Source organism: Nocardia noduli (assembly GCF_019038455.1).
Taxonomy (GTDB): Bacteria; Actinomycetota; Actinomycetes; order Mycobacteriales; family Mycobacteriaceae; genus Nocardia; species Nocardia noduli.
Map to the genome: position 1 here is coordinate 21,143 of NZ_JAFMPL010000026.1, position 23,675 is coordinate 44,817.

The 23,675-nt window shown below is 68.5% G+C and carries 20 protein-coding genes; 18 read left to right on the forward strand and 2 right to left on the reverse strand.

Going from position 1 to position 23,675, the window contains the following annotated elements:
- Positions 1–3: 3 nt before the first annotated feature.
- The 14 genes from JZ792_RS16930 (at position 4) to JZ792_RS16995 (ending at position 11,177) form a co-directional block, all read left to right on the forward strand.
- Positions 4–801 (forward strand): ESX secretion-associated protein EspG, encoded by a 798-nt coding sequence (locus tag JZ792_RS16930; protein ID WP_216911430.1) that lies wholly within the window; start codon positions 4–6, stop codon positions 799–801.
- An 83-nt stretch (positions 802–884) separates the two neighbouring features.
- A complete protein-coding gene (locus tag JZ792_RS16935) occupies positions 885–1,385 on the forward strand; it encodes a YbaB/EbfC family nucleoid-associated protein (protein ID WP_216911431.1) in 501 nt (166 codons plus the stop codon).
- Between the two features lie 43 nt (positions 1,386–1,428).
- Positions 1,429–2,769 (forward strand): antitoxin YezG family protein, encoded by a 1,341-nt coding sequence (locus tag JZ792_RS16940; protein ID WP_216911432.1) that lies wholly within the window; start codon positions 1,429–1,431, stop codon positions 2,767–2,769.
- 198 nt (positions 2,770–2,967) lie between these two features.
- A complete protein-coding gene (locus tag JZ792_RS16945; protein ID WP_216911433.1) occupies positions 2,968–5,001 on the forward strand; it encodes a hypothetical protein in 2,034 nt (677 codons plus the stop codon).
- On the forward strand, positions 4,998–5,768 hold the full coding sequence (locus JZ792_RS16950) for an ESX secretion-associated protein EspG (protein ID WP_216911434.1): 771 nt from the start codon (positions 4,998–5,000) through the stop codon (positions 5,766–5,768). The genes JZ792_RS16945 and JZ792_RS16950 overlap by 4 nt, the downstream gene beginning before the upstream one ends.
- Positions 5,765–6,103: a hypothetical protein gene (locus tag JZ792_RS16955; RefSeq protein WP_216911435.1), complete on the forward strand. Its 339-nt coding sequence runs from the start codon at positions 5,765–5,767 to the stop codon at positions 6,101–6,103. Before JZ792_RS16950 ends, JZ792_RS16955 begins: the two co-directional genes overlap by 4 nt.
- Positions 6,104–6,125: 22 nt before the next feature.
- The gene (locus tag JZ792_RS16960) at positions 6,126–6,518 is read left to right on the forward strand and encodes a YbaB/EbfC family nucleoid-associated protein (protein WP_308165330.1); all 393 of its coding nucleotides are present in this window, start codon (positions 6,126–6,128) and stop codon (positions 6,516–6,518) included.
- A 160-nt stretch (positions 6,519–6,678) separates the two neighbouring features.
- Complete coding sequence (locus JZ792_RS16965; RefSeq protein WP_216911436.1) at positions 6,679–6,993, forward strand: type VII secretion target; 315 nt, start codon at positions 6,679–6,681, stop codon at positions 6,991–6,993.
- Positions 6,993–8,351 (forward strand): hypothetical protein, encoded by a 1,359-nt coding sequence (locus JZ792_RS16970; RefSeq protein ID WP_216911437.1) that lies wholly within the window; start codon positions 6,993–6,995, stop codon positions 8,349–8,351. The genes JZ792_RS16965 and JZ792_RS16970 overlap by 1 nt, the downstream gene beginning before the upstream one ends.
- Positions 8,352–8,360: 9 nt before the next feature.
- Positions 8,361–8,657 (forward strand): PE family protein, encoded by a 297-nt coding sequence (locus tag JZ792_RS16975; RefSeq protein WP_216911438.1) that lies wholly within the window; start codon positions 8,361–8,363, stop codon positions 8,655–8,657.
- 4 nt (positions 8,658–8,661) lie between these two features.
- Positions 8,662–9,633, forward strand: coding sequence for a PPE domain-containing protein (locus JZ792_RS16980; RefSeq protein WP_216911439.1), 972 nt, complete (start codon positions 8,662–8,664; stop codon positions 9,631–9,633).
- An 8-nt stretch (positions 9,634–9,641) separates the two neighbouring features.
- Positions 9,642–10,430 carry an ESX secretion-associated protein EspG gene (locus JZ792_RS16985; protein WP_216911440.1) on the forward strand — a complete coding sequence of 263 codons (789 nt, stop codon included), beginning with the start codon at positions 9,642–9,644 and terminating at the stop codon, positions 10,428–10,430.
- A 65-nt stretch (positions 10,431–10,495) separates the two neighbouring features.
- Positions 10,496–10,816 carry a WXG100 family type VII secretion target gene (locus JZ792_RS16990; RefSeq protein ID WP_256461437.1) on the forward strand — a complete coding sequence of 107 codons (321 nt, stop codon included), beginning with the start codon at positions 10,496–10,498 and terminating at the stop codon, positions 10,814–10,816.
- Between the two features lie 46 nt (positions 10,817–10,862).
- Positions 10,863–11,177: a hypothetical protein gene (locus JZ792_RS16995; RefSeq protein WP_216911442.1), complete on the forward strand. Its 315-nt coding sequence runs from the start codon at positions 10,863–10,865 to the stop codon at positions 11,175–11,177.
- A gap of 102 nt (positions 11,178–11,279) precedes the next feature.
- Here JZ792_RS16995 and eccE read toward each other — a convergent pair whose 3' ends face one another.
- Complete coding sequence (gene eccE, locus JZ792_RS17000) at positions 11,280–12,989, reverse strand: type VII secretion protein EccE (RefSeq protein ID WP_216911443.1); 1,710 nt, start codon at positions 12,987–12,989, stop codon at positions 11,280–11,282.
- Positions 12,990–13,094: 105 nt separating this feature from the next.
- Between eccE and eccB the strand changes: the two genes are divergently transcribed.
- The gene (gene eccB / locus JZ792_RS17005; RefSeq protein ID WP_216911444.1) at positions 13,095–14,591 is read left to right on the forward strand and encodes a type VII secretion protein EccB; all 1,497 of its coding nucleotides are present in this window, start codon (positions 13,095–13,097) and stop codon (positions 14,589–14,591) included.
- A gap of 32 nt (positions 14,592–14,623) precedes the next feature.
- On the opposite strand, the gene eccA is transcribed toward eccB, so the two are convergent.
- Positions 14,624–16,432, reverse strand: a complete 1,809-nt coding sequence (gene eccA, locus JZ792_RS17010; RefSeq protein WP_216911445.1) for a type VII secretion AAA-ATPase EccA — start codon at positions 16,430–16,432, stop codon at positions 14,624–14,626.
- A 129-nt stretch (positions 16,433–16,561) separates the two neighbouring features.
- Here eccA and eccD point away from each other — a divergent pair, with 129 nt between their 5' ends.
- Genes eccD through eccCa form a run of 3 tightly spaced genes read left to right on the forward strand, consistent with a single transcriptional unit; the run spans position 16,562 to position 23,660 of the window.
- A complete protein-coding gene (gene eccD, locus JZ792_RS17015; RefSeq protein WP_216911446.1) occupies positions 16,562–18,037 on the forward strand; it encodes a type VII secretion integral membrane protein EccD in 1,476 nt (491 codons plus the stop codon).
- A gap of 8 nt (positions 18,038–18,045) precedes the next feature.
- Positions 18,046–19,503 (forward strand): type VII secretion-associated serine protease mycosin, encoded by a 1,458-nt coding sequence (gene mycP / locus JZ792_RS17020; protein ID WP_216911473.1) that lies wholly within the window; start codon positions 18,046–18,048, stop codon positions 19,501–19,503.
- 2 nt (positions 19,504–19,505) lie between these two features.
- The gene (gene eccCa / locus JZ792_RS17025; RefSeq protein ID WP_216911447.1) at positions 19,506–23,660 is read left to right on the forward strand and encodes a type VII secretion protein EccCa; all 4,155 of its coding nucleotides are present in this window, start codon (positions 19,506–19,508) and stop codon (positions 23,658–23,660) included.
- Positions 23,661–23,675 lie beyond the last annotated feature (15 nt).

A 23,675-nucleotide genomic window follows, 5' to 3' on the forward strand; every position in this document is an offset into this window, starting at 1 on the left:
GTGGTGAGCACCTGGAAACTGACCGATCTGGAATTCAAGGTGCTGTGCGATCTGCACCTCGACGGTGAGATGCCGGGAGTGTTCACCTTCACCAGCGATATCCCGTGGATGGACGACTACGTGCGGGCCTGCCAGGACGCCCGCTCGGACCTGATGCGCCGGATGGACCGTGACCTCGAGACGGTGATCGACACCTTCTCCAGGCCGACGGTCGTGGTCGGCGCGCAGTCCTGGGAGGACGCGGATTTCGCCAACCCGGAGAAATGGGTGCGAGTCCACGCGGGTCGTCGAGGCTCGCGCGCGTTCGTGGCCGTGCAGGAACCGGGCCGAACCATCGATCACGCCGCGGCGTACACGATCACCACCTGTGATCCGCGGGGGCTGGGCGATGCCGTCATGGCATTGATGCCCTCCGCTGTCGCGGGCACGCAGGGACCCTTCTCGATCGATCTCCCCGAACCCGGTGGTAGATCGACCGGGTCCGGTTTCGGGTTCGGCTCGATGGTCTCCGACGACGAGGACGTTCGTGGTTCCGCGAGTACCAAGTTCCTCAATATCGCATCCGACGCGACCGGATCGGTGCAGGTGGTGCAGGGGCGGTCGATGTACGGGCCGCGCGGCATCACCCGCGCGGGCAGGCTCTGGCGCGACCTTCCCGGCGACGGACGCTATGTGATGGAGTTGCATCACGCGGCGCCGGTGGCGGTGGGAATGTCGGGTGCGGCGCTGGCCGAGTGGGTCGATATGGAGATCGAACGGATTCTGGAGCGGATGGACGATTTCGCCGAACTGGACGACTGACTGTCCGGCGTCGCGTCGGCGCCATCAGTCATTCACGTGAGGGTCATCGGGGGTTTCCCGGCCATCGGCATGCTCGGTGAGCTATGAGCAACGAGCATGCCAGGGCCGACCTCGCCGCGATCCTCGACGAGGCCAGGGATCAGATGCGCGCGATCGCCGGAATACAGCGCGCGCGTGCGGCTCTGGTCGGCACCGGTTCGGTGCGCCGGAACCGCGTGACGGTGTCGGTGAACGCGGACGGCACCGTGATCGAGACGAAATTCGGTCAGGGCATAGAGGATCTGAACCATTCGGAGATCGCGAAGGCGGTGACCGAGGCGGCGCAGAAAGCGGCGAAACACCTCGCCGATCAGCACACCGCGCTGATGGCGCCGGTACAGGAACGGCGTGCTCGTCTGCCGAAACTCTCGGACCTGATCGAGGATATGCCCGATCTGCGGGTGCCCGAGGCGCCGGAACCGTCGCTGGCGCCGCCGAATTCGGCGGATCGCGCGCTGTCCGCCGGGGGCGGCGACGCGCAGTACGACGATGTGGAAGAACATCCCGGACCGTCGGCGGGACGGGTCATCGACTCCGGTTGGTGACCGGTTCCGTTGCGGCGCCGACGAACTCGAGAGGCGAGGGCCTGTGAGCGATCGCGATGAGAAGACCCTGGTTGCGGGCGCTGGACCGCTCGCGGGCGTCGGGCTGCCCGATCTCGGATTCACGCTGGGCGCGCCGCTCGGCGCGATCCCCGCGGTCGAGCCGGTCCCGGTGGCCGAGGGCACGCCCGCGTCGGCGGAGCCGGGGGAGGTGACCGGCACTGAGCCCGAGGTGGCGGTCGAGGTCGCCGGTGAGATCCCGTCGCCGGACCTCGAACAGACTCCCGAGGAGCGGGGGCATGAGCTCGCGGTGCGGATCGCGCACGAACTGGCGGAGATGGGCCCGCAGGGATGGCGGGAGCTGACCGCGGTGTTCACCCTGACCGTCGAGCTCGGCGGCGGCGAGGTGCTCTACGCCGGCGACGAGGATCAAATACTCAGGGTCGCGGTTCCCGACGGCATTCTGGAAATCGCCGCCGAGCATCGCAGGGTGTCCGCGATGCTCGGTGACGGTCCCTGGTGGCGGCTGTTCATGCGACTCGACGCCGACGGGCAGTTGGAGGTCGACTACGACTACGGAGACGAGCCGTTCCCCGACGAGCAGCTGTTCGCGCCGGAGGCGTATCTGGCCGATCTGGAGGAATTTCCGCGTCAGCGGCTGCCGGTGTGGTTGGCCGCCTACCTGTTCCACGACGGCAGGCAGACGCGGCCGGCCACGTACGCGGCCCAGCAGGCCAGAGCCGATCGCGCCGCGGGGGTCGCGGCGGTGGAGTCGCACGTCGACCTGCCGGATCTGCCGACGACGTGGGTGCGCTGGACGGTGATGTCGGCGGCGTTCGTCGCGGTGCGGTCGGAGTGGGGGCCGCGAATCATGCCGTCGTTCGGCTGGTTCGAGGGCTCGCGGCGATCGGGGGCGACCCTGTATCTGCTGCCGAGGGGGCGCGCCGTGCTGTCCGGTGGCGTGTGGGACGCACCCGCGTTGGCCGCGGCCTATCAGGACGGCGCCGAACTGCCGAAGGTATACGCGGGTGCGCCCGAGTGGGTGGTCGACCAGGTCCTCAACGCCCGCGCGGGCAGTGGGTTGCTCTCCTTCTGCTACTGGTGGTCCGACGAACAGTGGTACCGGGGTGAGTCGCCCGGCGGTCCGGACCTGGGCGAGGCGGTGCCGGGTATCTGGGACGACGACTCCGTCGAGCAGGTGATTCGCGATCTCATCGGCGCGGGGCCCGACGATCCGCGTGCGGCGCACGTGGGGGCACTGCTCACCGCCGGGTTCGAGGGTGACATCACTCGAGCGCATCTGCTCGCGGTATTCGGCGAGGAGGCCGATATCGACGCCGCGATGAATCAGTTGACGATGTCGGGTGCGGCGACTGTCGAATCGTGACGGCCGGACCCGACCTGTCACCCGGTCTTCATCCGCCGTTGCCACGGCGGTAGTCCGCCGTTCGCAATCATTCCCAATCAACTTATCGCACAAGAGATTTCGTAGCTCTCGAGATGGTGCGAGCTACGCGCGGGCCGGTATGGTCTTGGGCAGAGGCGAAGTTCCGTCGGCGCCGGATTCGATCAGGGAGCACGACCGATGAGCGGAGAGGTACCCACGGGCAATCCGTGGGACGGCTTGAGCGAGTACACGCGAACACATACGGGGGGTCCCGACGCGCTCCGGTTCGAACCGCAGGTGGCGCGTGATCTCGCTGCCGCAGGCTCGCAGGTCATCATGGGAATCAACGGATTGCGGGATTACCTGACCGATCTGGCCGCAGGTAGGCCGGTGTCGAGCCTGAGTTCCGGCACGGCGCTGGGTACCAGGTTCGGACAGAAGGCGACCCAGCTGGACGGTATCCTCAACGACCACAAAGCGATTCTCACCGACATGATCGACACCTTCGTCGCGGCCGGTAAGGCGTACGGCGACGTGGACGGCTTCAACTCCGATCTGCTGGACAATATCCAGAGCAATCCGACCGAGAAATGGGAACTCGACGGATATCCGTCGACGACCCCGCCGCCGACCACGACGCTCACGGCGACGGCAGGAACGCTGCCCAATTCGCTGACCACCCTGACCGGGTTCGAATCGACGACGATCATGGGCGAGAGTGCCGACGGATTGGATTGGCCGGCGCTGTGGGGGGTCGGCAACCACATCAGGGTTAACCAGGTCGTCGGGAACCTCTCCAATCAGTCGGGGGTCTGGCGGTGGGTGGGAAGCGAACTCGACGGCATATTCGTCGATTTCGTCAACAAGGTCGATTCGGTGACGGCCGAGCAGTGGAAAGGGCCGGGCAAGGAGATCGCGGTGGCCGCGGTCAAGGCCTATGCGAACGCGGTGCCGCAGTTGTCCGCGGGCGCTCGCGGCGTCGGTGATCTGCTGTTCTTCACGGCCGGTTGGTTGGACTCGACCCAGCGGTCGATGCCGACGTCCTCGACGAATCCGTCGCTCGGGCTCTACGTGGTGCCGCCGCCGGCCGGTTCGAATGATCTCGCGCTGTACCGGCAGAATTTCCGCACCACCTATCTCGCCGGACTCGGGCTGTCGACGTCGCACATACCGGTGCTGCCCGCGGCCGACGGTGCGTTCGGTCGGATCCCGAATCCGTTCTACAAGGGCAATAACGGGAACAACAACGGTAATAACAACGGCGGCGGCAACAACGGAGGTGGCAACAACGGAGGTGGCGGTGAGACCGGCGGCGGTGAGACCGGCGGCGGTCAGAACGGCGGCGGTCAGAACGGCGGCGGCGAGAACGGCGGCAACAACGGTGGCGGCGAAGGACTCGCCCCCGGGGTCAGGGAACAGTTCGGGGACACCGGCGGCCTGGGTGATCCGGCGGGCACGATGCCGGGTGCGCTGGGTAAATTCGGCGGGGACTTCGGTGGGGGGACTACCGATCCGATAGCGGGTGACCCGAATTCGTACGGCCAGCAGCTCGCGAGTCTGGTGTCCGGTGGCCTGGTGCCGGGACAGGTGCCCGGTCAGCAGAAACTGGCCGGGGGCGCGCGCGAACTGGCCGAGCGGGTCGGTTCGCTGGTTCCCGGTAGCCCCGAGGAGCAGCAGTTCTTCCAGACCCTCGTGCAGCAGTTGCTGGCCGCCGCGCAACAGGGCCTGCCGCAGTTGCAGCAGGCCTTCGAACAGTTCGCGCAGTTCCTCACCCCGGACCAGCAGCGAGAGCTGCTCAACAGAGCCGGATTGACCGGGATTCCCGGGATCGATATCCCCGGGTCGGGCGATCCGAACGATCTGGCGGGTTTCGCGGCGAAATTGGCCGGTGGCGCCGGTGGCGGTGGAGCGGGTGGTGGCGGTGGCGGCGGGTTCGGGGCACCCGCCGCGGTGCTCGCGCACGATCCGACCGGTTCCTCCAAACTGTTCCCCCGTGCGGCGGCGTTCGTGCCGATCAGCGCGTCGACCCAGTTCGACGCCGCGAGCCCGGCCGCCGCGCTCGCGGGCACCCAGGGCACGCCCGGTACCCCCGGTGCGGCGGGTGCGGCGGGCGCGGGCGCGGGGCAGGGCAACAACCAGCACCGCAGGGCCACCTACCTCGAATCCTCCGACTATCTCGAAGACGCGATCGGCGATGCCCCCGTCGTGGTCAAACCAGTCGTGGAACGATGACCCCGCGCTGGAGTTTCACCGATCTCGAATTCGTGGTGCGCTGGCAGCGGTTGCGTGAGGACCCGCTGCCGCACCCTTTCGTCTTCACCACCGACATCCCCTACGAGGACGATTTCCAGCGCGAGCGGGTGCGAGTTCTGGACCGGTCGCTCACCGCGCCCGATCCGGATCTCGACGCGGCGCTGGAAGATATCGCGCGTCCCGATATCGCCATCCGGGTGCACGGCGCCGACGGCGCCGACCCGAGCGACCCGGCGGCAGGCATCCGGCTGCTCGCCGTCCGGCGCGAGGCGCGAGGCTATCTACTGACCCAACTGCCCGGCCGCACCGTGGATCACAGCGCCGGATTCACCATCACCGAATGCGACGCGTTACGGCTCGCCGACATGGTGGTCGACGCGCTTCCCGAGGTCGGGGCGGGCAGTTTCGAATCGCTCGCCCTGCCGAGCGCCGTCGACGATTTCGAGGCGCCCGCGCAGCTGTGGGACAGTTTCGACGAAACGCCCGACGCTCGTGCGCGACGATTCCTGCACACCGTCCCCGAGCGCATCGGCATCATCGAGATCGCCCAGGGTATTTCGCGATTCGGGCCGAAAGGCCGGATCATCCGGTGGTTGCAGTGGCGCGATCTGCCCGACGACGGACGACATGTGGTCACCGTCGGACCGCCCGCCACCGCGACGGCGGTCGATCGGGCCGGATTGATCGCGGCCATCAACGCCGAACTGGTCACGGTGGTACGAGCGATCAAGGATGAACGGGTATGAGCGATCACGAGGAATTGCCGAGGGCGGTCGCGATGTCGCGATCGGGATCCATCACCGTGGAGACCACCGAACAGGGTCTACCGCTGAGTGTTTCGGTCGATCGAGCCGAATTACGCAGAGCGCCGCAGGATCTGGCCGCCGAGGTGCTCAGACTGTGCAGACAGGCAGCCGATCGGGCAGGCGCGCAACGGCGCAAGCAGTTGGCCGAGGCCGGGGTCAGCGCGGATCTGCTGGCGCTGACCGGACTGCCGACGGCCGCCGAGGTCGAGCGCAGGGAACTCATCGACGAACAGGAATACGAGGTCGAGCCGCAGAGCTGGCTGAGGACGCTGTGAACGCCGCGAAACGGAGGGCACTGTGACCGGGACCGACGGCGGCGGACTACCGCCCCACCTGGCCGCCTACGCGAATTCGCCGGGTGAGCTCGGCGAAGCGCTGATGGACGAACTCGTCGCCGCCGCGCAGCGCCGGGTGGACCGGATCCGCGAACTCGGTGAACGCATGTCGGCGGTCCGGGTGCGGGAATCCTCGCCCGACGGCGTGGTGACGGTGACCGTCGACGGCAACGGTTCGTTACTCGATCTCGTCCTCACCTCGGAGGTTAATCGGTGGACGCCGGAACAATTCGACGAGGCGATCGTCGGCACCGCGCGGCGGGCGGCGGCGCTCGCCTTCGCCCGTGGTGGCGAGCTGGTGGCCGACTTCAATGATGTCATGTCAATGAAATCCGCTGATTCGCAGCGGGATTGATGCGGGTGCGCGCCGGCTTCGGCCGGTGGCACCTGACGTTCATCCGGGCGTCGAATCCTCTTAAGCTCCTGTCGCGCCACGCTCTGCCGACGACTGGTCCAATAGCTGAAGTTCTTCCGCCGACATCACCTGTCGATCCGACTATCGCGCAGAGGTTTTCATGGCTGACCTGATAGCAACTCCCGAAGCGATCGTGCAGTACGGAAACACATCAGCGGCACTTGCGTCGCAGACGCTGAGTGCCGCCTCGGTCAACCAGCTCGCCGTGATCGCAGCCGCTGTTCCGGTATTCGGGCTGATCGGCCAGGATTTCCTCGCCACCTACGCGGTCGCGCAGGCCTCGCATCTGGCCTCGGTTGCCGAGGTGGCCGCTGTCCACGCGGGCACGGCGCTCACCGCTTTCGAGAGCGCGGCCCACTACACCGCGACCGATCTGGACAGCGCCGAGAATCTGGGCAGCATCGGGAACGCCTGATGACCGCGCCGCTGGACCCGTCGATCGTCGCCCTGCTGCGTGAGAGCGCGCTCGGTTCGATCGTGGATCGGCCGGTGGCGGAGGTGCTGAGCACTCTCGGCCTGCCCGGACTGCCGCAACTTCCGCCGTTGCCGCCGTTGCCCGAGTTGCCGCCGTTGCCGGTGCTCGATATCGGCGCCCTCATCAAACCGATGACCGATCTCGCCAACAGTTTCGGCACCGGCATACCCGGCGCGGGCCGGGGGCCCGACCCGAGCCAGATACTCACACAGGTGGTCTCGGCGCTGCAACAGGTGTCACAACTCGGAACGACCGCGATCCAGACGGTGACCGCGTTGTGGGAGGGCGCGGGAGCGAGTTCGGCGGCCGGGAAGGCCGCGACGACCGTCGCCGACACCGCCGAGGTGGCGTCGCAGGGCAGCAGGATGAACGTCAACCACGCGGCCGCGGCGGCCAGTGTCTTCACCGGCTACGCCCAGGTGAGCGCCATCATGTCGAAATATCTGGCCTCGCTCGCCGCGGCCGGCCCGTTCATCGTCACGCCGCCGGGACAGGCGTTCGTCGCCGCGGCGACGGCCGAGACGATGACCCAGGTGACCGCCGTGATCGCCAAGACGCGTGCCGAACTCACCGGGCACAGCGCGCAGATGAGTTCGAACGGCCAGAAGGTCGCGGTCACCGAGGTGCCGGAGGGGGTGGCGCGGGCAGGCACGATGGTCGCCGATTCCGTCGCCGCGCCGCTGTCCTCGGCGACGAGCGCGCCGCTGGGCGCCGCGCGTTCGCTGGCTTCGGCGGGCACCGGGGCCGCGGGCGGGCTGAATCCGGCGCAGTACGTCACGCAGGTTCTTCAGATGGTGCAGGGGCTGGTGACCGTCGGAACCACCGGAGCCCAGGTGATCGGCCAGGTGGCGAGCCCGCTGGCCGCGGTGCCCGTCGCCGCGCCGGTCGCCGGGGTTTCGCAGGCGACGCCGGTGACGGCGCCGGTCGTCGGTGCCGTGCCCGGTGGGGTCGCCGCCGCGCCGCAGGCCGCGCTGCCGTTGCAGGAGGCCAGGGTGACGACGCTGCTCGCGGGCGGCGGCTCCGCGGCGCAGACCGCGATCCCGCTCGCCACGACCACCGCGGCGGCCTCGACGCCGGGTATGACACCGATGGCGCCTGGCCCGATGGGCGCGGCAGGTGCGGCGGCACGCGCGGCGGGCGGCGAGGTGATCCGCGGCGATCTGGTGAACGCCGCGCACGGCAACGAGGTCGTCGGCGCGATCGACGGCATCGCGGTACCGGTCATCGGTGCGGCCGAGGCCGTGACGACAACCCCGGACATCGACCGGGAACCCCCGGACAAGGCACTCACCCTTTAGGAGTTCGTCATGCGATTCGATCCCGTGGAAGCAGTCCGTGTGGCCGCCGAGCTCGATGAGCTCGCCGGTCGGCTGGAAGCCGATCTGAAGGCACACAACCCCGCACTGATGGCGCCCGCGCCAGGACTCGACGAAGTCTCCCAGCGTGCGGCCGCGACGTTGCGCGCTGTCGCGCGGGATTTCGACCTCTCGGCCGGTACGGGCGCGCTCGAGCTGCGCAGACTGGCCGCGACGCTGCGCGCGCAAGCGCGTGAGCTGACCGATATGGATACCACCAATGCCGCCGACCTCGGGGCTTCGGCCTGAGAACATGATCGAACCACCCACACCCGGATTCACCGGTGTGGTCTGGGAAGCCAGACCCACCGATCAGCTGGCCCGCGATCTGACGAGCGGGCCCGGTTCGGTCCCCCTGGTCGAGGCGGCTGCCGCGTGGACCGGGCTGGCCGCGAGTTTCGGCGCGGCCGTGGTGGACTACGACCGGATCATCGCCGGTATCCGCGCGCACTGGCAGTCCGACACCAGTGATCTGGTGCTGGAACGGCTTTCGACGATGCGCGGCTGGCTCACCGACACGGTGACCGAAGCCGCGCGCAATGCCGAGCACACCGCGGCGCAAGCGGCCGCCTTCGAGGTCGCGCGGCTGACCATGCCGCACACCGCCGAGATCGCTGCCATGGAACAGGCGTTGCGTACCATCCAGGCCATCGGCGCGTCGCTGGGCGGACCACTGGTCGGCGTCGCCGCCGAGATCGACGCGGACCAGGATGTCGCGAAATCCACCGCGGCGCGCGTCATGCGCACCTACGAGGCTGCCGCGCGACCGCTCGCGGAGCCGTGGCAGCAGAACACGCCGCCGCCACTGGCGACGCCCGCGGCGTTCGACGCCGAACAAGCTGTCGGGCAGCAGAGTTCGACACCGGTGCGCACATCGATGCCCGCGATGCCGGTACTGCCGACGATGCCGCAGTTCGCCGTGCCGAGAACCCTCGGCGGCGCGCGGGCGCATACGGTCGGTCCGATCGTGGCCCGACCCGAGGTCGTCACCACCGCGGCCTCGCCGACGCCGGTCGGGACCGCGGCGGGTCAGGCGTTGCCGCCCGCCGCGCTCGCCGGTGGCACGGCCACGGGCGACGGCGAGGAGGAACACACCCCGAGTGCGGGCGCGGGCGGCGCGAACGACGGTGTCGCTCTCGAACTGGACGCGGGCCTGGCCGCGGCGCCATCGGTGCTCGGCGGCGTGGAGGCCAGGGCGACCGCTACCGGGACTCCGGCGGAGTAGGGGCGGACATGGCGACTCTGACCGACGAGGCGGTTCTCGCGGTGTGCGATCTACTCGGCATCCAGACCATGCCGCTCGTGCTCGGAATCGGGCCGCGTCAGGACTCGATCGAGGCGTTCCTGGCCGCGCGCGAGGCGGCGATGGCGGATCTTCGAGCGCGCGGGCTGGTCGACGCCTACGACGACGTCGACGCCGAATTGACAGCTGCCCTGCGTATTCTGGCCAACCCCGAGCGCGAGCTCGCCGCCCGGATCGTCACCGCCGACGGTCCGCGTCGGGTCTGTCTCGCACGCCGCGGCGCCGCGCACGCGTTCGCGGTGCGCGACGGCGACGAGATCGACATCACCACCACCTGGGCCGACGACGGCGGCGCCGCCCTGGCGCAACCGTTTCTCGCGGTCCTCGGCGTCTGCGCGGCGGCGGATGTGCCGAGTTTCAGTGGCCCCGCCGACGAATTCGCCGACCGCCTGAACGCGGCGGCGGCCAGCTCCGACTACACCGCCGTCCCGTACAGCGTCGGCGTCGTCGACCACAACGCGATCGAATTCGGTATGGCGATGGCCGAATGCCACGCTCACGCCGAGATCGTGGCCTACGCCCACGAAGAGGGGCGTACCACCAGATCTTCCGGCTCCGTCGCGGTGTACGACACCGTGCGGGGCCGGATCGCGGCGAGTCCGAACGCCGCACCGGACCTTCGGGTGTGGACCACTTTCACACCGGGCTCGGACCACCGTGTCGCGCAAGCGATCTCGGCCCTGGTCGCCACATTGCCCGGTGGAAGGTGGATGCCCTAGCGCCACTCTTGTGTCCGTCAACCAACACTCGAATCAGTTGCCCGACAGAGAAATGAGGGATTCCAATGTCCGTAGTAAATAATGATGATGCAGTCGTCAGGGCCGCACAGAGCGATATGTCCAACTCGGTGAGCTCCATCAAGACGATCATCGGCCGCGTGGAATCCTCGCTGGAGTCCTCGCGTCCGGGCTGGGAAGGCGACGCGGCCGGCGCCTGCCAGAAGGCCGTCGCGAGCTGGCAGGGCGAGTCCGCCCGGCTCAACGCCATCCTCGACGAGCTCACCGCGCTGGTCGGCGAGGGCAATACGACCTACCTCAACACCGACTCCGACAACACCGGCCTCGTCACCTCCGCGGGCTCCGGCGGCGGGCACACCAACCTCTGACCACTCGCCGATCGCTACCGCTCGGCACACGAAAGGACGTCTCGTCATGCTGTACAACGGACCGATTCTGCAAACCCTTTCCGAGGAACTGGCCACGCACCGCGGCGCGCTGGTGGCGGAGGCTGCCAACCTGCAGGCCGCCGCCAAGCGTCTCGGTATTGCCTGGGAGGGCAACACGGGTCTGGATGCCTTCAATATCGCCAAGCACAAGTGGGACGTCGAATTCGGCAACCCGGAGAAAGACGGCGAATCGCCCGATAGCACCATCGGCATCATCGACGCGCTGTCGAAGGCCGTCGAGCAGGCGAAGAACAACGCCTTCCACGCCGACGGCAAGGTTTCGCAGGGCTTCGGCGGCTGATATCTCGCCCACGGAAACGGCCCGTTCGATCCGCTACGGATCGAACGGGCCGTCGACGTTTCGTCACCCGTGGCCGCGGCAACCGCTCGGCCCGGGTAACGCTCACGCGGTGGCGGGCTCCCGCGCGCCGACGTAGAGCAGTTCCTCGGGTGTGGCGACCATGTGCACGCTGGTCTCACCGGAGGCCGTGCGCACGGTGACGAGGTTCGCGGTGTCTGGATCCTCGATGAGGGTGATGTCGGGATCGAAGTCGCCCCGCTCGGAGTCGTGCGCGCGCAGCAGCACGACCGTCGCACCGGAATAGTGGCCGGTGGGGGCGATTCCGTCGAAGACGACCATCGTCGCGAACCGGTAGGAACCCGCCTGTTGCGAACCCGCCGACCACGTCGCCAGGGTAAGGGCCTGCGGCACATCGATATAGGCCAGCATCGGCTTCCATTCGTCGTGGCGGGCGGTGTGCACGACGACGCTGGCGTCGAGGGCGATGGCGCGCAGGATCACCTGCTTGGCCACCAGCGGAGAACCGATGATCTCGACGCGGTGCACGTGGCGGCCGACCAGCGGTAGCGCCACACCCTGACCGGAGGCGTCGGCGCCGATCAGTTGCCCGCAGCCCGCGATCGGCATGGGGATGTCGTCGAGGGCGTCCGGTGCGCCGAGGTAGCGCTCCAGCGGCAGCGCGGGCACGCCGGTGGCCGTGGGCAGACCGAAGAGCAGGGCGCGGCGCTGCTGACCGGTCAACGGGCGCAGACCGGCGGTGGACAGGATCGCGGGCGCGTCCTTGGTGACGAACCGCGCCGTCGCGGTCACCGCGATCTGCCCGCGGGTCTCCGACTCGCGCACCCGCGCCCGCTGGAGACGCACGGTGACTGTGGTCGCCACCGTCGGGGTCGACCACACTTCGGCGATTCCCTTGGGGCCCATGCCTTCCGGGGTGATCCGATAGGTGGTGTGGTGCAGGCCGTCGTGCTGGACGCATTCGGCGGACTCGGCGAATTCATCGAGTGCGCAGCCGTGGGTGAGCTGGGTCATGACCTGGCTCATCTCGGCGGCCGAGAGGACCGTCACCGAAAGACCGCGTGCCGCGAGGCGATTGGCGACCCGTCTGGCCGCGACCGTGGCCGCGCGCAGCGTGCCGGTGGGCCCGCCGCCGCGCCGGTCGACCGCGTCGGCGTTGGCCAGCGGGTCCAGGCGCAGCACCACCCACACGGTGCGATGGGCGACGGCGGGCAGCGGGCCGAGGATGCTCTCGTAGGCCCGCGCCACCGCGCCGGTCCCCGCGCTGCGCGAGCCCGTGCTGATGATGTCGATCGCGGCCAGCGTGATGTCGAACTGGTCGAGGCAGCGGGCGATCTCGGGCAGCGGCAGCATGTCGTCGCCGAGCAGACCGGTCGGACTGAGCCGGACCACCGTGCGCGGCTGCGCCTCGATCCGCAATATCGTGATCAATCGCGCGCCATCCCAGCGCATTCCGTAACTGCCGCCGTCGGGTAGTGGAACATCGAATGGCGAATGATTAACAGTAGACGAATTGTTGACTGATCTCTGCCATGCGAAAGTGAACTTACGACCGGTCCAGGCGGCGATATTGACGCCTTTTCGCGGGGTGAGCGCGACGACGATCACCAGTGCGGCGACCAGTGTGGGCACCCACCACTGGGACGCGAAAATCCTTGCTACGAAGGCACTTACGGCGGCGATCAGCAGCACCGGGATGGTCCGGCTCAATGGCATGAGGCGAAAGAACCAGAATTGTGTGGAATGCAAACGCGGTGCGGTCGCCGCGTTGTCGGAAACCGCCGTGGAGGTCATGCGCTCATCATGGACCGAACTCGTCGGGGTTCGCTACTCTATGCCTGTCGATGATCACGTGCGGTCGCGATATCGGTTGGAATTCAGGCAAGTTCGGAGGCGTGCGTGCCGGCACAGATGACCACCCGTGCCCAAGTCAACGGCTACCGGTTCCTGCTCAAGCGTTACGAACACGCGCTGGTGCGCTGGGATGTGCGGATGCTGCACGATCCGATGCGCTCGCAGTCCCGGTCGATGATCGTCGGCATCGTGCTCGGTGTGCTCGTCGTCGCGGGCGCGGTCATCCTGGCCTTCATCAAACCGCAGGGCTCGGTCGGTGATTCGAAGATCGTGATGGCCAAGGACTCCGGGGCGCTCTACGTCGTGGTGGACAACACATTGCACCCGGTCCTGAATCTGGCCTCGGCTCGCCTCATCACCGGTTCGGCGGCGTCACCGGCCACTGTCAAGGACAGCAAACTCACGATGCGACGCGGTCCGCTGCTCGGCATCCCGGGCGCACCCGGCGCGATGCCGGGGTCGGCCGACCACGACAGCGCGAACTGGACCATGTGCGACGTGGTTCCGCTCTCGAAGACCGGCAGCGCCACGGCCGCCGCCGGTGTCATCACCACGGTCATCGCGGGTGCGCTCGACACCTCCGAAGGCGGTGCGCGGCCGCTGGCCCCCCAGCAGGCGAGGTTGGTGACCAACTCCGGCGCCACCTATCTGCTCTACCAGGGCAGGCGCGCCCAGCTCGATCCGAACGACGCGGTGCTGATCCGCGCCATGAACTTGGACGAGCACACTCCGGCGCCGATCGGTACCGCGCTGCTGAACGCCACCGAGCCGGTGCCGCCGCTGCGCGCGCCCCGGATCGACCGGCTCGGCGAACCGGGGCCGGGCAAACTCTCCGACGTCCCGATCGGCGGACTGATCCGGGTGCGGGCCGTCGACGCCGAGGAACTCTACGTCGTACTCGCCGGCGGGGTGCAGCCCGTGACGCCGTTCACGGCGGAGATCATCCGGAATGCCAACTCCCAGGGCATGACCGATATCCGATCGGTGCCGCCGGACCGCATCGTCGACGTGCCGGTGCTCGGCGACCTGCCGGTGCAGCAGTTCCCCGAGCAGACCCCATCCATCCTCTCGCCGTCGGCCGATCCGGTCTTCTGCATCACCTGGGCGCTCGGGCAGCACGACGGGATCTCCGCCGTGACCCTGTCGGCCGGGCGTGAACTCCCGCTGCCCGGCGGCGCGATGCCCGTGGTGCCCGCCACCGCCGACGGTGCGGGTGATCGGGTCGACGCGGTCTACGTCCGCCCGAGCACCGGTGAGTTCGTCCGTTCGGTCGCGATGACGCCCGGCTCGATCTCCAACGGGCCGATGTTCTACTTGGCCGACACCGGGATTCGCTACGGCATCCCCGACAGCGCCACCGCCCAGGTGCTGGGGCTACCGAAGCAACCCAAACCGGTGCCGAAACCGATCATCGAAGCGTTGGCGCCCGGCCCGACCCTGGCCCGCCAGGACGCGCTGATGAGTCACGACAATCTGCCGCAATGTCCGGACGCGTCACGGCGCGCCGGTGATTGCGCGCAGCCGATAGCGGTGGGGAACTGATCGCGGCGAGGCCTCGGACGTGAGCGCCGGGATCAGCGCAGGGTAGCGAGCACTCCGTTCAGCGCGCTGTCCATGTCCGCGACCTCGATCCGCATCAGCACCGAGGCGTCCACCTGGCTCAGATCGATGGATTCATCGGTGGCCAAGCGGAATTCGCGCTCCTCCTCGGCCGCCTCGATCACGTTGCGGATGAAGCGGCCGTTACCGGCGAGGTCGATCGCGCGCCGCTGCTCGCCGCTCTGATCGACCACCTGCCGGTCGTAGAGGGCGCCGCAGGCGGCGACCAGCCGCGCGAGCGCCTCCTCCGAGACTTCCGAATCACGTTTGCGCGCGATGAAATCGCCGATCTGCCCGAGTTCGGCCGGGGTGTAGGAGTCGAACTTCACACGTTTGGAGAAACGGGAGGACAGACCGTCGTTGGCGGCCAGGAAGCGGTCGATCTCGCCGTCGTAGCCCGCGATGATCACGATCAGCCGGTCGCGGTCGTTCTCCATCCGGGCCAGCAGGGTGTCGACGGCCTCGCGGCCGAAGGCGTCGCCGCCGGACAGGCCGGTCTGGATGAGCGTGTACGCCTCGTCGACGAAAAGCACGCCGTCCATCGCGGAATCGATCAGTTCGTTCGTTTTGATCGCGGTGCTGCCCAAATGCTGCCCGACAAAGTCCGCGCGTTTCGCCTCTACAAGACGATCGGTTTTTAGTAAACCCAACCCACAGTAAATTTTTGCCACCACTCTGGCAATTGTTGTCTTACCGGTTCCTGGCGGGCCGGTAAACGCAAGGTGTTGTCCACGTGGCGTACTGGACATACCTTTCTCCGCGCGAATTGTCGCCAACTGCGCACTCGCCTGTAGTTTCGCCACCTGAGTTTTCACCGCGGCCAGGCCGATCTGCTGATCGAGTTCGGCGCGCGCGGTGTGCAACAGCTCCTTGGCCCGGTCGCCGCGCTCGGCGCTCTCGACCTGCTCGGCGGTCGGCGCCGAGGCCGGATCCCAGCGGTCGGTCCTCGCGTCGATGAGTTCCTTGCTGGTCACCGTGATGCGGAACTTCGGGTCGCGCATCGCCTTGGTGTTCGCCTCGAAATCCGGCGCCTCGGAGAAGACCTTCTCGAACAGCGCCTTCGCCTCGTCCTCGCGGCCCATCTCGCGCAGGCACAGGCCGCGGCAGAAGCGCGCCGTCGTCGCCGCCGTCGGGATCGGACCGGCCTCGGCCGCCTCCATCCGCCTGATCGCCTCACCGAACAAACCGAGCTGAGCGCAGGCGGTGCCGACCATCACATGGGTGCCCGAGGCCAGGTAGGGGTTCTGCCAGTCGGCCGATCCGGCGAGCACGGTCATCACGTCCGACCAGCGCTGAGTGGTGTAATGCAGCAGGCCACGGGCATAGGCGCAGATGCGGATGTCGTCGGCGTCGGCGGGACGTCCGGCCCGGTGGACGTCGAGTTCGTCGAGTACGCGTTCGGCCTCGTCGTAGTCGCCCCTGGCGATCAACTGGGTGGCCTGAGCCAGCCAGATCTCGACATAGGTCGCCAGCGGGTAGTCGATGTACTGGCCGAGCACGAACCGGCCGGACAGCGCGCGCGCGGCCAGGCCGAGCCTGCGCTGCTCGCGGAACAGGGTGGCGCCGCTGGTCTTGAACAGATTGAAGATCACCTCGTCGGTGACCTCGCCCGCGGCCGCCCGGCCGAGCCAGGCGTCACACATGCCGGGATCCCACTCGGTGGCCCGCTGGAAAGCGAGCTGCGCGTACTCCAGATCACGAACCGATTCCTGGCCGTCGATCGCGATGCCCAGGGACAGAATGCCTGCGTCGAAGGCGCGCTGTGCTTGGCGATTACCGGTCATGCGGCGGAACCCCTTAAGAACGAACTGCGCTTTTTACCACTCAGCTTAGCGGCTGCCGCGCCATTGATTCTCGGTTAGGCTGTGGCCGTTGCGATAACGCGACAGCATGATCATAGGAGTCCTGCACCCGTGACGGAATCGTCGAACAACGGCGCCGGGGCCGTTGATCCGGAATTGTGCCGCGTATCGGTCATCGGCGGAAACACACAACTCGATATGGGATTGCCCGCGGGCGTCCCGGTCGCCGCCTATATCGCCGATGTGGTGCGGCTGATCGATTCACGCAACCCCGACCTGACCGAGAGCGACGAGGGCGCGGCGCCGACCACCGAGCACTGGACGCTGGCCAGACTTGGCCGCGATCCGATCCCGCCGCACCAGAGTCTGGCCGAAGCCGAGATCTTCGACGGCGAACTGCTGGTGCTGCGATCGGTGACCGCCAAGGAACTGCCCGCCCTGTTCGACGACGTGATCGACGCGGTCGCGCAGTTGAGCGTCGACGAAATGCACGGCTGGTCAGCACGTTCCGCGCGCGGTATGGGTCTGATCACCGGACTGGTCGCGGTGCTGACCGCGCTGGCCCTGCTGGTACTCGACAAGGGTGATGGCATCGTCGGCGGCTTCATCCCGCTCGGCGCCGGACTGCTCGCGGCCAGTGCCGCGGTCATCGCCGGACGTCGCTACAAAGAGCAGCGGCTGACCGTGATCATGGTGGGGCTCTACGGAACTCTGCTGCTGGGAGCCGCCGCGGCACTGTTGACTCCGGGCAGGCTGGACGCTCCGCATGTGCTGTTCGGTGCGGTCGCCACCCTCGTCGCCGCGCTGGTGATCTACGCCGGGGCCAAGGCCGGTGCGCTGGTGACCGCGGCCGTCGTGCCCACCGCGGTGGTGATCGCGGTCGCGGCGCTGATCGGAATGATCTGGGACTTCGATGTTCCCGATATCGCCGTCGGGGTGATGCTCGCCGGACTCATCCTGATCACCTCGGCGCCCCGACTGGCCGTCGCCGCGGCCAAACTGCCGGTGCCGCCGGTGCCGACGGCGGGCGCGGCCATCGACCCGGCCGATCACGAGCCGCGTCCGACCATCGAGGATATCGGCGCGATCGGCGCGACGGCACTGCCGTCGGCGGCCGGTCTCGAACAGCGGGCCCGCGCGGCCAATCAGTTCCAGTCCGGCCTGCAACTGTCCGCCGCGATACTCAGCGCGGGCGGTGCGGTGATCGCCGCCGATCCCTTCGGTGACCCGCGGTGGCAGAGCCAGGCGCTGGCGGGCATCGTCGCGGTGGTGCTGTGCCTGCGCGGCCGTGCCTACGCCGATATGGTCCAGGCGGCGGCGTTGATCGCCGCGGGGGTCGTCACCGGTCTCGCCCTGGTCGCCGGATTCGCCGTGGCGCAAGATGATTGGCGTCCGATGGGAGCGGGCATCGTGCTCGTCACCGGGCTCGCCGCCGTCGGCTTCGGCGTGATCGGTCCGCACACCGAGGTCTCGCCCGTGCTGCGCCGCGCCGTCGAGCTGTTCGAATACCTGCTGATCGTGCTGATCGTGCCGCTCGCGCTGTGGGTGATGAACGTCTATTCGGCAGCACGCAACATCACGTTCTGATGCCCGAGATGCGACCCGCTCACCACCGCCTGCGCGGCGCCCTCGCCGCGGCCGCCGTACTCGGCGCGTGGACCTTCGCCACACCGGCGTCCGCCTCGGCGCTCACCCCGCCCGTGATCGATGACGCGGCACTCGGCCCGGCGCTGGCGGTGAACGCGGGCGGCGGACCACCCGATCCGACCGAACAGCGCGCGCTCTGCGTCGAGCCGTTCCTCGCCGGCGCGGTGCCGAGGGATGCCCCGATGCCGCAACGGATCCTGGATCTGCCCGCGGCGTGGCAGTTCAGCAGGGGCGCGGGCCAACTCGTCGCGGTGATCGATACCGGGGTGAACAGGCATCCGCGTCTCGATGTGCGGCCCGGCGGTGATTTCGTGGCCGCGGGCGGTGACGGCACCGAGGACTGCGACGGTCACGGCACCCTGGTCGCCGGTCTCATCGCCGGTCGGCCCAGCCGGGACGACGGTTTCGTCGGGGTCGCCCCCGACGCGCAGATCCTGGCGATCCGCCAGCTCAGCCTGCAATACGAGGACAAGAACCGGCGCAGCGACGACGAGCCGGGCAAGGTCGCCTCCGGCGGCTACGGCAATGTGCTCACCATGGCCGCGGCCGTGGTTCGCGCGGTCGATCTCGGCGCGACCGTCATCAACATCTCCGAAGTGTCGTGCAGGCCGGCGGGTTCCGGCTCGGCCGACGCCGCGCTCGGCGCGGCGGTGAAATACGCCGCCGCGCGCAATGTCGTCGTGGTCGCCGCGGCGGGCAATCTCGACCAGTCGGTGTGCGATGCCCAGAACGAGCGCTCCGGTTGGGACGGTGTGCAGACCGTGGTGAGCCCGGCGTGGTTCGCACCCCATGTGCTGTCGGTGGCCTCCACCGATCCCGATGGCGCGGTGTCGCCGTTCTCGATCCACGGTCCGTGGGTCGGCATCGCCGCGCCGGGCCGCGGCATCGTCTCGCTCGACAGCAAACCCGGCGGTACCGGACTGGTCGACGCCCAGCAGGGCGCCCAGGGCACGGTGACCGTCGACGGCACCAGTTTCTCGGCCGCCTATGTCTCCGGACTGGCGGCACTCGTGCGCGCCCGGTTCCCCGAACTGACCGCCGCCCAGGTGATCGACCGCATCCAGCGTTCCGCGCACAACCCCGGCACCGGACGTGACGATCAGGTCGGCTACGGCCTGATCGACCCGGTGGCCGCGCTCACCGCGCACCTGTCCGTCGCGGGCGACGATGTCACCACACCGCGCGGTTTCCCCGCGCCGCCGCCGGATCCCGGACCGGATCCGCTGCCGCGCCGGGTCGCGATCATCGGTTCCATCACGTTGCTGGCCACGCTGGCCATCGGCTACGCCGCGTCGATCCCGTTCCGCCGCAAGAACACCGACTCGGTCGACCCGGCGGAGGAGACCGATCCCGTGCTGGCGACCGCCTCGGCGGGCCCGGACACCGCACCACCCGAAGGACGGTAGGAATGCTCACCGAAGGTTTCGTGCGTCGCCCTCGGATCGCGCCGCCCCGCGCGCCCGGCGGCGAGGTGGCCCTCAGCGCGCCGCCGGAGATCCAGCGCCAGGTGCCGCCCAGTCTGCTGATGCGGTTGCTGCCGGTGGTGATGGTGGTCGCGGTGGTCGGCATGCTGGCGATGATGGTCATGATGGGCCGCAACCTGCTGGCCAACCCGTTGATGCTGATGTTCCCGATGATGATGATGATGTCGATGTTCGGCATGATGATCTCGATGCGCGGCGCGGGCGGGCCCAAGAAGGCCGCCGAACTCGACGAGGAACGCAAGGACTACTTCCGATACCTCGATCAGTCGCGCGGTGACGTCCGCAAAACCGGTCTGTCGCAGCTGCAATCGCTGATCTGGAGTCATCCGGATCCGGCCGATCTGCGGTCAGTCGCGGGCAGCAGGCGGATGTGGGAACGCAGGCCGAACGACCCCGACTTCGGTCACGTGCGGGTCGGCATCGGCAGTCATCGTCTGGCGACCAAACTCGCCAGACCCGAGACCGGGCCGGTCGAAGACCTCGAACCGGTGTCAACGGTGGCGTTGCGCCGTTTCGTCCGCACCCATTCGGTGGTGCACGGCCTGCCGACGGCGATCTCGCTGCGGGCCTTTCCCGCCATCAATATCGAGGGCGACATCGACCGGACCCGGATGCTGGTGCGCGCCATGCTGCTCGAGTTCGTCACCTTCCACGGTCCCGACCAGTCCTCGGTCGCCATCATCTGCGCCGATCCCGACGACCCGAACTGGTCGTGGGCGAAATGGCTTCCGCACGTGCAGCATCCGACCGATCGCGACGGCATCGGCGCGGCGCGGATGATGTACCGGTCGCTGGCCGAACTGGAGACCTCGATCTCCTCGGAACTGCTCGAACGCGGGCGGTTCATGCGCAACGCCCAGCCCACCGCCGGGCGCCTGCACCTGCTGGTCATCATCGACGACGGCTACGTCAGCGGCACCGAACGCATCGTGAGCGACGCGGGCCTGGACTCGGTCACCGTCATCGACCTGACCGCGCCGCAGACCGGTCTCGCCGTGCGCCGCGGTCTGCAATTGGTGTGCGCCGACGGCATGGTCGCGGCGAAGTCGGCGGCGGGCGTGGAGAAGTTCGCCACCGCCGACAGCGTGACGCTGGCCGAAGCCGACACTCTCGCACGAGCGTTGGCCCGCTACCGGGTCGCCACCGCCGCGCAGATCGTCAGCCTCGGCGACGAATCCCGCGCGGTGCCCGGCCTGATGGACCTGCTCAAGATCCCCGACGCCGCCCAGATCGATCCGACGACGGTGTGGCGTCCGCGCAGTGACCGCGAACGTCTGCGGGTGCCGATCGGCATCACCCCGGACGGCACCCCGGTCGAGATCGACATCAAGGAATCGGCCGAGAACGGCATGGGCCCGCACGGCCTGTGCATCGGCGCCACCGGTTCGGGCAAGTCGGAATTCCTTCGCACCCTGGTGCTTTCGATGATCACCACGCACTCTCCGGATCAGCTGAACATGATCCTGGTCGACTTCAAGGGCGGTGCGACATTCCTCGGCCTGGAGTCGCTGGCCCATGTCGCTGCGGTGATCACCAACCTGGAGGAGGAGATCGCGCTCGTCGACCGGATGAAGGACGCGCTGTCCGGTGAGATGACCAGGCGTCAGGAACTGCTGCGCTCGGCGGGCAACTTCGCCAATGTCACCGAATACGAGCGCGCCCGCGCGGCGGGCGCGCCACTCGACCCGCTGCCCGCGCTGTTCGTCGTCGTCGACGAATTCTCCGAACTGCTCTCGCAGAAGCCGGATTTCGCCGACCTGTTCGTCATGATCGGGCGGCTCGGGCGCTCGCTGCGCGTGCATCTGCTGTTGGCGTCGCAGCGGCTGGAGGAGAACAAGTTGCGCGGGCTGGACTCGCACCTGTCCTATCGCATCGGCCTGCGCACGTTCTCCGCCAACGAATCACGCGCCGTACTCGGTATCACCGACGCCTACCATCTGCCGAGCGTGCCCGGCGCGGGCTATCTCAAGAGCGACGCCGACGACCCGTTGCGCTTCAACGCCTGCTACGTCTCCGGCGCGTACACCTCGCCCAGCACCGGCCGCACGGCCAGGACCGTCGGCGGCAGGCAGATCGACGGTTCGCCGGTGATCTTCACCGCCGCCCCGGTGGAGATCGAACGCCCGCCGGTCGAGGAGCCGACCGGGGCGGGCGCGCAGGAGGACATCGAGGCGACTCCCGAACGCCGGACCCCGGCGGCTCGGCGCGGCCTTCCCGCGCTGCCGCCGCCGCCCGGATCACCGGAAGCCGCGGCATTCGACGACGAGGACGGCGACGACGAGACCGCGTCGGCGCCCGCCCTGGGCGAGGTGCCCAAGACACTGCTCAATGTCGTGGTCGACCGGTTGCGCGGACACGGCCGCCCGGCCCACGAGGTCTGGCTCGCGCCGCTCGACGAATCGCCCTCGGTCGATATGCTGCTGCCCGATCCGGACTGGCGTTCGGCGACCAACCGGCACGGTCAGCTGTGGATGGCGATCGGCGTCATCGACAAGCCCTACGAGCAGCGCCGCGACGTGCTGGCCGTCGACCTGTCCGGCGGTCTGGGCAATCTGGCAGTGGTCGGCGGTCCGCAGTCGGGCAAATCCACCGCGCTGCGCGCCATCATCATGGCCGCCGCGGCCACCCACACCCCCGAGCAGGTGCAGTTCTACTGCCTCGACTTCGGCGGCGGCACCCTGACGAGTATCGCCGACCTACCGCATGTCGGCTCGGTCGCGGGCCGCATGGATGTCGACCGGGTGCGGCGCACGGTCGCCGAGATGATCACCCTGCTCGCCCGGCGCGAAGAACGGTTCCGGGATCTCGGCATCGAGTCCATCCAGGAATTCCGCCGCCGCAAAGCGCGATTCGCGCAGCTGAGCCCGGCCGAGCAGGCCGCCGACCCCCTGTTCGAGGACACCTTCGGCGATGTCTTCCTGGTCGTGGACGGCTGGCCGACCATCCGCGCCGAATACGAGGGTCTCGAACCCGCCATGAACGCGCTCGCCTCCCAGGGCCTGTCCTACGGCATCCACCTGATGATCGCCACCACCCGCTGGCCCGAGATCCGCCCGGCGGTGAAGGATCTCGTCGGCACCCGGCTGGAACTGCGCCTCGGCGATCCGAGTGATTCCGAAATGGACCGTCGCACCGCCGTTCTGGTGCCGACCGGCCGCCCCGGTCGCGGTCTGACCGCCGAGAAACTGCATATGCTGATGGCCCTGCCGCGCTTGGACTCCAACTCCGACCCGGAATCGCTGTCGGACGGTATCGCCGCGGCCCGCGCCCAGTTCGCCGAGCTGTACGGCACCCGCAAGGCACCGGCGGTGCGCATGCTGCCGTTGGAGATCCCGCGCGCGCAGGTGCTCGCCGAAGCCACCGCGCACGGCATCGTCCAGGACAAGACGCACGTAGTGATCGGTCTCGGCGAGCACGAACTCGCCCCGCTGGTACTGGATTTCGACAGTCAGCCGCATCTGATGGCCTTCGCCGACGTCGAGTGCGGCAAGACCACGCTGCTGCGCAATATCGTCATGGGTATCACCGAGAACTCCAACGCCGACGAGGCGCGCGTCATCATGCTCGACTACCGGCGCACGATGCTCGGCGTCATCGAAGGTGACCAGCTGGCCGGGTATTCGACCTCGTCGCAGACCGCCGGTCCGATGATCCAGGAAGTCGCGGCGTACCTGACCAGGCGAATTCCCGATTCCGACATCACCCCCAAACAGCTGCGCGAACGCAGCTGGTGGACCGGGCCCGAGATCTACGTCGTGGTCGACGATTACGACATGATCACCACCGGCGGCAGCAATCCGCTCGAGCCGCTGCTGCAATTCCTGCCGCAGGCCCGCGATATCGGCATGCACCTGGTCGTGGTCCGTCGATCCGGCGGCGCCTCGCGAGCCCTGTACGACAAGGTGCTCGGCATGCTCAAGGACCTGTCGGTCGACGCGCTGCTCATGTCGGCGCCCAAGGACGAGGGCAAACTGCTCGGCGATGTGCGCTCGAGCCGACTCGCGCCGGGACGCGGCACCCTGGTCTCGCGCTCGCGCGACCACGAGATGGTGCAGATCAGCTATCTCGATCCGCTGTGATGTCCGGCGGCGCCG

Coding starts and splice junctions, on each gene's coding strand:
- JZ792_RS16945 (WP_216911433.1), top strand. CDS start 2,968: ATGAGCGGAGAGGTACCCACGGGCAATCCGTGGGACGGCTTGAGCGAG.
- JZ792_RS16955 (WP_216911435.1), top strand. CDS start 5,765: ATGAGCGATCACGAGGAATTGCCGAGGGCGGTCGCGATGTCGCGATCG.
- eccE (WP_216911443.1), bottom strand. CDS start 12,989: ATGACCTCCACGGCGGTTTCCGACAACGCGGCGACCGCACCGCGTTTG.
- JZ792_RS16980 (WP_216911439.1), top strand. CDS start 8,662: ATGATCGAACCACCCACACCCGGATTCACCGGTGTGGTCTGGGAAGCC.
- JZ792_RS16990 (WP_256461437.1), top strand. CDS start 10,496: ATGTCCGTAGTAAATAATGATGATGCAGTCGTCAGGGCCGCACAGAGC.
- JZ792_RS16950 (WP_216911434.1), top strand. CDS start 4,998: ATGACCCCGCGCTGGAGTTTCACCGATCTCGAATTCGTGGTGCGCTGG.
- eccCa (WP_216911447.1), top strand. CDS start 19,506: ATGCTCACCGAAGGTTTCGTGCGTCGCCCTCGGATCGCGCCGCCCCGC.
- mycP (WP_216911473.1), top strand. CDS start 18,046: ATGCGACCCGCTCACCACCGCCTGCGCGGCGCCCTCGCCGCGGCCGCC.
- JZ792_RS16965 (WP_216911436.1), top strand. CDS start 6,679: ATGGCTGACCTGATAGCAACTCCCGAAGCGATCGTGCAGTACGGAAAC.
- eccA (WP_216911445.1), bottom strand. CDS start 16,432: ATGACCGGTAATCGCCAAGCACAGCGCGCCTTCGACGCAGGCATTCTG.
- JZ792_RS16985 (WP_216911440.1), top strand. CDS start 9,642: ATGGCGACTCTGACCGACGAGGCGGTTCTCGCGGTGTGCGATCTACTC.
- JZ792_RS16970 (WP_216911437.1), top strand. CDS start 6,993: ATGACCGCGCCGCTGGACCCGTCGATCGTCGCCCTGCTGCGTGAGAGC.
- JZ792_RS16995 (WP_216911442.1), top strand. CDS start 10,863: ATGCTGTACAACGGACCGATTCTGCAAACCCTTTCCGAGGAACTGGCC.
- JZ792_RS16935 (WP_216911431.1), top strand. CDS start 885: ATGAGCAACGAGCATGCCAGGGCCGACCTCGCCGCGATCCTCGACGAG.
- JZ792_RS16975 (WP_216911438.1), top strand. CDS start 8,361: ATGCGATTCGATCCCGTGGAAGCAGTCCGTGTGGCCGCCGAGCTCGAT.